This window comes from Planomonospora algeriensis (genome assembly GCF_977012225.1).
Map to the genome: position 1 here is coordinate 1 of NZ_CDRNDK010000221.1, position 10,318 is coordinate 10,318.

The following is a 10,318-nucleotide window of genomic DNA, read 5'->3' on the forward strand; positions in this document are numbered from 1 at the left end:
CCGGCGATCGCGCCGCCGAGCCGACCTCCGCCGAGCAGCAGCGCGACCGGCTCGCCGCCGAGGTCACCCGCGACACCCACCTGTCGGCCGCCGGCCTGACCCCGGCCGCCGAGTCGTTCCTGTACGGCCTCGGCGTGACGACGGTGGGCGGGCTGCTGGACTACAGCCAGCGCAACCTCGTCAACGCCCCCGGCCTGGGCGCCAAGACCCGGGGTGAGGTCCAGCGCCGCCAGCGCGAGTGGGGCGAGCGCCTGCGCCAGACGCCCGTCTCCCCGCTCACCCCCGAAGGCCGCCGCGCCGCCACCGAGGAACTGGAGCAGCTCAACGCCACCGAATCCACCCTGCCGGACACCTTCACCGAGGCCTCCGACGACGTCTCCCAGCGCGCGTTGCGCTCCGTCAGCCTCGACACCCTCGCCGCGCTGCTGGTCCCGGAGCTGAAGAAGAACGGCTCCAACCGCAGCGAGGTCGAGATGGTGCGGCTGCTGCTGCGCCTGCCCGACGAGCGGGGCGAACTGCCGGGCATCGGCGTCTGGCCGAAGCAGCGGGAAGTCGCCGAGGCCCTGGGCCTCAGCGCCGGCCGCATCCCCCAGCTGCTGAAGACCCAGCGGACCCGTTGGAAGAAACTCCCCGCGGTGCAGACGCTCCGCGAGGAGATCCTGACGCTGCTGGCAGGACTCGGCCGGATCGCCTCCGCCGCCGAACTCGCCGACGCCCTGGCGGTACGGCGCGGCACCCGCCTGCAGGGCCGCGAGCAGCGCCGCGCGCTCGCCCTGGCCGCCGTGCGGGCCGTGGTGGAGGTCGAGCAGCTCGTCCCGGAGGAGAGCGCGTTCCGGCACGCCGCCAACCGCGAGGCCACCGGCGAAGCGATGGGCGCGGGCCTGCTGGCCCTGGAGGTCGGCGAGGACGACGCCCCCGACACCCCGTCCGCTCCCGGCCTGCTCGACTACGCGCACCGCCTAGGCCGGGCCGCCGACCGCCTCGCCAAACTCGACACGCTGCCGACCGCGACCACCGTGCTGGGCGAGCTGGGGGCGATCACCCCGCCGCCGGGCACGATCGAGTGGGACGAGCGCCGCACGGTCGAGCTGGCCGTCGCCGCCTCCCGGAACGCCGCCGCCACCCCGCGCCTGGAGATCTACCCCCGTGACCTGTCCCTGGTGCGGGCCCTGCGACTCACCCAGGCCGGCCTGGTACGGCTCATCCCCGGCGTACCCGAAGCACGGCAGCCGGGCCTGACCGCCGACGACGTCCACGAGCGGGTGCGCGCCCGCTTCCCCGAGCTGACGGACGGCCGGGCGCCCGCGACCTGCCGACCGCAGGAGCCTTGACCAAGGCCCTGCGGGACGCCGGGTTCGACCTCACCCTGTCCACCCGCGAGGACACCGGAACCCTGCGCTACCTGCCCACCCGGCTGGACACCGCCTCCAGCTACCTGACCGTGCGCGCCTGGCGGCACACCACGGCCGGCACCGGCATCACCCGGTACGCCGACGACCCGCAGATCGCGGACGCGGTCCGCACAGAGGAACGACTCGCCGCCTCGGCAGGGCGGGACGGGTTCCGGGTACTGACCGTGCGCGCGGGGCTGAGCCGGGAGGCGGTCGCCGAACTCGCGGACACCTCCGGCAGATTCAGAGCTCAGGTAATCTCGATAACCGAACTGTTCCTGCAGGCCATGCACGAGCTCGTGCCGCCGGGCACGAAACCGGCCTGGGAGACCATCCTGCGTGCGGACGTCGCCGAGCCTGGCACGCGGGCAGCACTGAAGTTCGCCGAGTACACCCGCACGGCCTGGGGCCGGATCGAACCGAAGCTGCGCGAGCTGCTGGAGACGGGCACCGGACCGGTGCTGCTGACCGACGCCGCCGCGCTCGCCCGCTACGACGCGATGGGCGTGCTCGACCGGCTCGCGGAGGCGGCCCGCCAGGGCCTGCGCGGCCTGTGGTTGCTCTGCCCGCAGGGTGACCCGGCGCGTGAACCGCGGCTGGGCACGGTCGCCGTGCCGTATCAGGCGGGGCTGGGCGAGTGGATCGAACTGCCGGACGCGTGGGTGAGCAACGCCCACCGGGCCGAGGTGAAAAGTCAGGTATGGGGAGAGGCGAGATGATCGATCGCAGAGCGCTGTTGGAGGACCTGAAGCAGCAGGTCAAGGCGGTCGAGGCCGACCTCGCCAAGCAGGTCAAGGCTCTGCCGGAGGCCGGGAAACGACTGCGCGCCGAGTATGACCAGGCGTTCAAGTTGAAACGCACGGGAGCGACCTGGACTTCCTGGCTCGACGAGCGCGTCACCCAAGTCGCGGCGGCGTGGGTGCTGGGCACGGTCTTCGTGCGCTTCTGCGAGGACAACCGGCTGATCCCCGAGTCCTACCTGACCGCTCCGGACGCCGAGCGCCGGAACCTCGCGCAGGCGCGGTACGAGGCGTACGTCGAGTACGACCCCAACCCGACCTACCGCGGCTGGCTGGAACGTGCCTTCGCGGAGCTGGGCGAGGGCGAAGCAGGCAGGCTGCTGTTCGACCGGGCGCACAACCCGCTCTTCCAGATCCCGCTCTCACACGACGGGGCGCGGGCGCTGGTGGAGTTCTGGCGCGAGCGGGACGAGACCGGCGCCCTCGTCCACGACTTCACCGACCCACTGAATGACGACGGTACCGAGGGCTGGGACACCCGTTTCCTGGGCAACCTGTACCAGGACCTGTCAGAGGCGGCGCGCAAGACATACGCGCTGTTGCAGACCCCGGAGTTCGTGGAGGAGTTCATCCTCAATCGGACGATGGACCCGGCGGTGCGGGAGTTCGGCTTCGAGGAGCTGAAGATGATCGACCCGACCTGCGGGTCGGGCCACTTCGTGCTCGGCGCGTTCCGGCGACTGGTGCGTCTGTGGGCCGAGCGTCGGCCGGACGCCGACCGGCACGAACGGGTACGGGCCGCGCTCGACTCGGTCCACGGGGTGGACGTGAACCCGTTCGCGGTGGCGATCGCCCGCTTCCGTCTGCTGGCCGCGGCGATGGCGGCGGCGGGTATGCGGACGATGGCGGAGGCTGCCAAGTACAAGTGGCCGATCCACCTGGCGGTCGGCGACTCGCTCATCAAGGAGCGGCAGCTCGAGCTGATGTTGGGTGAGGAAGCGCCGCGCGACCCGCTGGCGGAGTTCGCCTACGCCGTGGAGGACGTGCACGAGCACCCGGGCATCCTGGAGCAAGGTCGCTACCACGTGGTGGTCGGCAACCCGCCGTACATCACAGTCAAGGACAAGAAACTGAACGAGCTGTATCGGGAGCTGTACAGCGCCTGTGCTCTTCAGTACGCCCTGTCGGTACCGTTCGCGCAGCGCTTCTTCGAGCTGGCCAAGCAGGGCGACAGCGACGGACGCGGCTATGGCATGGTCGGGCAGATCACGGCAAACTCGTTCATGAAGCGGGAGTTCGGGGCGAAGCTGATCGAGGAATTCTTCGCTCACAAGGTTGAGCTGACCGAGGTGATTGACGTCTCGGGAGCCTACATTCCTGGGCACGGAACACCTACGGTGATCCTCATCGGCACACCACGGTCGGGTAAGGAGCGTTCTGAGACTGTCCGGACGGTTCGAGGTATCCAGGGCGAGCCCACCACGCCTGAGAATGGTGAAGACGGACTGGTCTGGCGGGCAATCGTGGACCAGATCGACAAGCCCGGGTCGGTCAGCCTGTGGGTCTCGGCAGATGATCTCGGGCGAGATCGGTATTTCAGTAAGCAGCCATGGATCCTCACCGACGGCGGACTCGAAATGGTAGAGCAGATCAACGCAGCATCGGTCGATCGGCTGTCCACCGTAAGGCGCGCCATTGGACGTTACACGCACACTGGGAATGATGCTGCTTACTTTGGAACAACTGGCTCTTGGAAGCGTTTCGGCGTACAGCATAATCACATCGTCCCCCTGGTTGAGGGGGATGTCGTTCGGGACTGGAATATTTCACCAGAGACCGAATCGATATTCCCTTATGACTCCACCTTGAGTCCCGAACTAACTCCCGATATAACTTCAATCCTGTGGGCCTATCGCTCAATCCTGCGAGAGCGACGAGAGCCCGGAGGGACTCACGAAGAGATCGGCCTCACTTGGTATGAATGGAGTCGTTGGCACCCCGAGCGATACTCTGACCCTCTGGGGATTGCCTTTGCGTTTGTGGCGACACATAATCAATTCGTATTTGATCGAGGCGGAAAGGTATTCAAGCAGTCTGCACCAGTAATCAAGCTAAGGGATGGGGTGGGCGAAGAAGAACACCTGCGACTGCTCGGACTACTCAACAGCTCTACTTCCTGCTTCTGGCTCAAAATGGTCAGTCACAACAAGGGCAGCCAAGGGGTAAACGAGGGGTTTAAGGCGCAAGAATGGGAGCGCTTCTACGAGTTCACCGGCACGAAGCTGCAGGAGTTTCCTCTTCCTTCGGCGTATCCCACGGTTCTCGGCACAGCTCTTGACGCCCTTGCCCAGCAGCTCACCGCTACCAACCCGTCCGTAGTCGCCGCAGCAGGAACTCCCACCGCTGCCTCCCTCCGTGAAGCCAAGGCGAACTGGCACTCCATCCGCGTCCGGATGATTGCTCTCCAGGAAGAGCTGGACTGGCAGGTCTACTCGCTCTATAACCTCCATCCCGAGGGGCTACGCACCCTGAACGAGAACGACATCCCCGAACTTGCCCTCGGTGAGCGGGCCTTCGAGATCGTGCTCGCTCGCAAGGTGGACAGGGGGGAGGCCTCCGACGAGTGGTTCAAGCGCCACGGGTCCACGATGATCACTGATATCCCCACCCGCTGGCCCGAGCCATACAGGCAGATCGTGCAGAGGCGCATCGACGTCATCGAGTCGTCCCGGGCCATCGGGATGATCGAGCGGCCCGAGTACAAGCGGCGCTGGGCGACCGAGGGATGGGACACGCTTCAGGAGAAGGCGCTCCGCTCCTGGATGCTGGACCGGATCGAGAAGCGTGAGCACTGGTACGACGCCAACGGCCAGCCCGCCCTCGTCACGCTCCCCCAGCTGATCGACGCCCTCTCCCGGGACGAGGACTTCGTCTCGGTCGCCACCCTCTACGCACCCCGCCGGGAACTGGCGGTCGTCGTCGCCGACCTGATGGCCGGCGAGCACGTGCCGTTCCTGGCCGCGCTGCGCTACAAGCTGTCCGGACTGAAGAAGCGCGCCGACTGGGAGCACGTCTGGGACCTACAGCGCCAGGAGGATGCCGCACCCGAGTTCTCGGATAACCCGGAGGTGAAGACCAAGCGGCAGATTCGGGATGCGATCCCGGTCCCGCCGAAGTACACCTCGGCAGACTTCGTCAAGCCGTCGTACTGGCGGGCGCGCGGCAAGCTCGACGTGCCCAAGGAGCGGTTCATCTCCTACTCCTCCACGGGCTCGGGCAGTCCTGGCCTGTACGGCTGGGCGGGCTGGGACCACCGGGAGCAGGCGCAGGCGCTGGCCACCTACTTCACCAACCAGCCGCTGTCCACCGAGGAGATCGCCCCGTTCCTGGCGGGCCTGCTGGAGCTGCAGCCGTGGCTGCGGCAGTGGCACCACGAGTTCGACGTGATGTACAGCGGCTCCCCGGCCGACTTCTTCGCGGGCTACCGGCAGCAGATCCAGGACGAGCACGGCTTGACTGACGAGGCTCTGCGGGACTGGAAGCCGCCCGCAGCTGCTCGCGGGCGCCGTACCGCGAAGAAGTAGCTAGGTAGACGCGGGCAGGACGACCCGGGCCCGGACGGATGGGTATCGGGCGCGTCCTCGGCCTCGGGCACATGGGTAGACAGAGACGTACGGCGCGGCGGAAACGAAGGAGAGCGGGACAGTCCATGGCAGAGCAGCCCCTCCTGAAGGATGTCATCGACATCAAGGAGTCCATCTCCACCTCGGACTTCGTGCTGAGCCTCGCCGAGGCGGTGACGCCGGAGGGGGCCGGACATGCCCTCGAGGACTACGTCGTCACCGACCGGCTGCTGGAGAACTTCGACGAGGCGCTCGGGCTGATCAAGTCCGCTCTCGACGGGCACACCTCCAAGGCCGCTTACCTGCATGGCTCGTTCGGTTCCGGTAAGTCGCACTTCATGGCGGTGTTGTACGCCCTGCTCAGCGGGAACCGGGCGGCCGCGCGCGGGAGGAGTTCGACTCCCTGCTCACCACACATGAGTGGCTGAAGTCCGAGGGCAAGCAGTTCCTGCTCGTGCCGTACCACATGCTCGGCGCCAAGGCCTTGGAGCAGCGGGTGCTGGGCGGCTACGTCAGCCACGTCAGAAAGCTGCATCCGGAGGCGCCGATCCCGCAGGTGTATCGGACCGACGCGCTGTTCACCGACATCCGGGCGATGCGCGCCCGGTTGGGCGACGCGGCGGTCATCAGCGGGCTCGGCTCCGGCGACGGGGCGGTGGATGAGGACGACGAGTGGGGCGAGTCGTTCGCCTGGACGCCCGCGCTGCTGGACGCGGCTCTGTCCGCCGAGGAGACGCACGACGGCGACACGCCACTGGACCTGGTGCACCCGAGCACCCCGACCGAGCTGCGGGCCAAGCTCGTGCAGGATGCGAGCACCAACCTGCTGCCCGGGTTCGCCAAGAACGCGGCCGAGGATGAGCACGGATTCATCTCCCTGGACGCCGGCCTGTCCGTCATCGCCGAGCACGCCAGGTCACTCGGCTACCACGGGCTGATCCTCTTCATGGACGAGCTGATCCTGTGGCTGGCGACGCTCATCCACGACCAGAAGTTCGTCGCTCGCGAAGCCAGCAAGATCACGAACTTTGTGGAGGGCGGGGATGCCCGGCGGGCCATCCCCATCGTGTCGTTCATCGCCCGCCAGCGCGACCTGCGTGAGCTGGTCGGAGAGGCGGTGTCGGGCGCGGCGGAGGCGTCGATCCAGGACACGCTGAACCTCGCCTCGGGACGGTTCGACAAGATCACGCTGGAGGACCGCAACCTCCCGCAGGTCGCGCACGCCCGCCTGCTGAAGGCTAAGCCAGGCCAGCAGGCGCTCATCGACGCGGCGTTCGAGCGGACCAAGAAGGTCGGCCCGCAGGTGTGGGACACGCTGCTCGGCTCGGACTCCGGGACGACTGGAGCGGACGAGGAGTCGTTCCGGCTGACGTATCCCTTCTCGCCCGCCTTCATGGACACCCTGGTGCACATCTCCTCGGCGTTGCAGCGCTCCCGCACCGGTCTGAAGCTGATGGGCCAACTGCTCGCCGCCCGCCGGAACGACCTGCGGCTCGGGGACCTGATCCCGGTGGGCGACCTGTACCCGGTGATCGCCGACGGCGGGGACAAGCCTTTCTCCGACAGCTTGAAGGTGGTCTTCGATGCCGCCGACAAGCTGTACAAGACGAAGCTCCGCCCGTACCTGCTGACCTCCTACGACGTCACCGAGGATGACATCGAGCGGTACCTGCACCGGCCGGAGACCATCACCGACTCTGTTCTGGCCCAGCGCTGCCGGTCGTTCGTCGGCGACAACCGGCTGATCTGCACGCTGCTGCTTTCAGCGCTCGCGCCCAGCGTGCCTGCGCTCAGCGACTTGACGAACCGCCGGCTGGGTGCGCTCAACCACGGCTCGGTGACGGCGCCGATCCCGGGCAGCGAGGTCGGCATCATCAAGAGCAAGGTGACCGAGTGGGCCGCCCGCTTCCCTGAGATCAAGGAGACCGGCAGCGGGATCAACGCGGGGGTGCGGCTGGAGTTGTCCGGCGTCGACGTCGACTCGGTTCTCGCCAACGCGGCCGTCAACGACAATCCCGGTAACCGGATGACGCTCGCCAAGCGGCTGCTCGCCGAGGAGCTGGGCGTGGACCGCTCCGATGGCAGGCTCGGCGCTGACGACCTGAACCTCGTGTGGCGCGGTTCCAACCGCTCGGTGGAGGTGATCTTCGGCAACATCGCCGACGAGGACGACCTGGGCGACCACGAGCTGCAGCCGCAAATGGAAGGTCGGTGGCGGATCGTCGTCGACCTGCCCTTCGACGAGGGTGCCTACGGTCCCGTCGACGACGTCAACCGCATGCGTGCCCTGCGGGAGCGCCAAGGCGAGCCCGCCCGCACGGTCGCGTGGGTGCCCGCGCATCTGTCCGCCCAGCGGTTCGCGGACTTCCGCAGGCTCCTGGTCATCGACAAGGCGCTCGCCGACGACCACCGGTTCGCCACGCAGTACGCCGCCCATCTCAACGCCGACAACCGGGCCCGGCCAAGGGATTGCTGGAGACCCAGCGCGGAGCCCTGCTCAAGCAGGTGAAGACGGCTTTCAAAGCGGCGTACGGCCTGGCGGACAAGAAGGCGTCCGACGTCGAGCTGGGCTTCGACGACCACCTCGTGGCGCTGCCCGACATCGGCGGCCTGACTCTGCCGTTCGGTACACCGCTGCGCGAGGCCGTCCGGGACATCGCGGGCAAGCTGCTCGCCCACCAGTTCCCCGCCCACCCGGTCCTCGACAGGCACAGCCCGGGCGTCGCGGTGAAGCTGGCTGACGCTCGGACCGTCTTCGCCCACGTCCGGGCCGCGGCCGAGTCCCGTGACGGGCGGGCCGAGATCCCCGACAAGGACCGCAAGCTGATGGAGCGGGTGGCCGAACCGCTCGAGCTCGGGCAGCAGAAGGAGGCGTACTTCGCGCTGTCCACCCGCTGGGCCGACCACTTCCGGCGGATGGCGCAGGCGGAGGGCGTTACCGGGGACCTCAGCCTGATCACCCTCGTCGGTTGGACGGACGAGCCGGAGCGGCGCGGGCTGGAGCCGTTCCTGGCCAACCTGGTCGTTGCCGCGTTCGCGGAGATGGACGACCGGGTATGGGTGCGCGGCGGGGTCCCGCTCGACCCGGCGCCCGAGCTGTCGCAGATCAAACCGGGTGACGCGCTGCGCAGCCAGCCGCTGCCGAGCGAGGACGACTGGATCGAGGCCCGGCAGCGGTACGAGACCATCTTCGGAAGCAAGGCGCCGACACTGCGGCGCGGACGGATGGTCAACCAGTTCGCCCGGCAGATCGCCGAGAGCGCCCGCGCCTACCGGGAACAGGCGACGGAACTGGTCCGCCGGCTGGAGGCGCACGCCACGTTCCTCGCCTTGGATGAGACCGATGAGAAGGGTCGCCTCGCCCTGGCTCGGCGCGCGCGTGACCTGTTGGAGACGCTGACGGCCACCGGAGGGGGCTCGGGAGGGGCGAGCGGAGCGAAGAAGACCATCGAGGCGCTGGCCCATTTCGACCTCGGGCAGGTGAGCGCCGACCGGTACGGGACCTGTGTCAAGCGGGCGCACGATGTTGCTCAGGCGCTGGCCGCGGCGGCCTGGGACACGCTGGAGCTGGCCGAGGGGCAGGGCGCCGAAGGTCAGGCGCTGCTGCAGTCCTTGCGCGGGGTGGCGCAGGCCGACCAGTTGACGGCCGACCTCATCGAGGCCCTGGCCGAGACGCGCCGCGAGGTCACCGCGCTGGTCAAGCGCAACCAGCTTCCGCCCGTTCCCCCGGTCGCGCCCCCGCCTCCCCCACCGGGCCGAACTGCAGGAGAGGTGGACCTGGATACGTCGTCGAGTCACCCGCGCGTACCCGGAACTACCGGGCAGGGCACAGGAACCGGATCCGGAACCGCCTCCGAGACCGGGGTCGGCGTCCCCGGCCCCGGAGGGGAGCAGCCGGTGCGCAAGAAGCGCACGACGGCTGCCAAGGCGGCCGCCGACCTGCGCGCGGAGCTGGCCGACCTGGCGGCGCGAAACCCCGGCGCCACCATCGAGATCACCTGGCGGGTCGTGGACTGATGAGTACAGCAACCACCACGGCGGTCACCGGCGGGACCGCGGGCATGATGCGGCTGACCACCGCGACGGTCGCCCAGTTCCTGTCCTCCCAGACGTCGCTGGCCGACTCCCTGACCGGCGACGGGCGGCGACGGGTCGTGCTGCTGCGCTCGACACCCCAGTGGGACGGGCCCGGGGAGCTGGCCTGGGGAGAGGGGCGGCGGGCCCGGATCGCGGCGGCCCCCTCCCCGCTGGCCGTGCACGAACTGGTGCTCGACCATCTGGCGGAGCAGGCCGCGGGACCGGCGGTCCTGGTGGTGCTGACCGACCGGGAGCAGAGCGAGCTCGACCCGGCGATCCTCGCCCGCACACACAAGCAGCGCATCGAGACCGTCGACGGCTGGGATGTCGTGCGGGAGGCGTTCGGCGCCGAGCAGGTCGACCCGCGCCTGCGGGCCGACGGCTGGGCCGCTGAGGCGCTGCTGGACGCCACCCCGCCGGGCGGCTGGCCGCCGCTCGCCGGCGGGGTGCTGTCGCGTCGTACCGCGCTGTCGGCGCTCGCGCTGCG

Annotated in this window: 6 protein-coding genes and 1 pseudogene; all 7 read left to right on the top strand. The window is 68.9% G+C overall.

Annotated elements, in window-relative coordinates:
• Positions 1-1,331, top strand: a pseudogene (locus tag ACWJ6R_RS21345) (hypothetical protein); the annotation flags it as partial.
• A complete protein-coding gene (locus ACWJ6R_RS21350) occupies positions 1,328-2,110 on the top strand; it encodes a hypothetical protein (protein WP_449063928.1) in 783 nt (260 codons plus the stop codon). The pseudogene ACWJ6R_RS21345 and the gene ACWJ6R_RS21350, both read left to right, overlap by 4 nt.
• Positions 2,107-5,715 carry a BREX-2 system adenine-specific DNA-methyltransferase PglX gene (gene pglX / locus ACWJ6R_RS21355; protein WP_449063929.1) on the top strand — a complete coding sequence of 1,203 codons (3,609 nt, stop codon included), beginning with the start codon at positions 2,107-2,109 and terminating at the stop codon, positions 5,713-5,715. The genes ACWJ6R_RS21350 and pglX overlap by 4 nt, the downstream gene beginning before the upstream one ends.
• Positions 5,716-5,840: 125 nt before the next feature.
• A complete protein-coding gene (locus ACWJ6R_RS21360) occupies positions 5,841-6,182 on the top strand; it encodes a DUF6079 family protein (protein WP_449063930.1) in 342 nt (113 codons plus the stop codon).
• 26 nt (positions 6,183-6,208) lie between these two features.
• Positions 6,209-8,263 carry a hypothetical protein gene (locus ACWJ6R_RS21365; protein ID WP_449063931.1) on the top strand — a complete coding sequence of 685 codons (2,055 nt, stop codon included), beginning with the start codon at positions 6,209-6,211 and terminating at the stop codon, positions 8,261-8,263.
• Positions 8,224-9,771: a hypothetical protein gene (locus ACWJ6R_RS21370; RefSeq protein ID WP_449063932.1), complete on the top strand. Its 1,548-nt coding sequence runs from the start codon at positions 8,224-8,226 to the stop codon at positions 9,769-9,771. The genes ACWJ6R_RS21365 and ACWJ6R_RS21370 overlap by 40 nt, the downstream gene beginning before the upstream one ends.
• On the top strand, positions 9,771-10,318 hold a 548-nt coding region (locus tag ACWJ6R_RS21375), incomplete at its 3' end, for a hypothetical protein (RefSeq protein WP_449063933.1). The genes ACWJ6R_RS21370 and ACWJ6R_RS21375, both read left to right, overlap by 1 nt.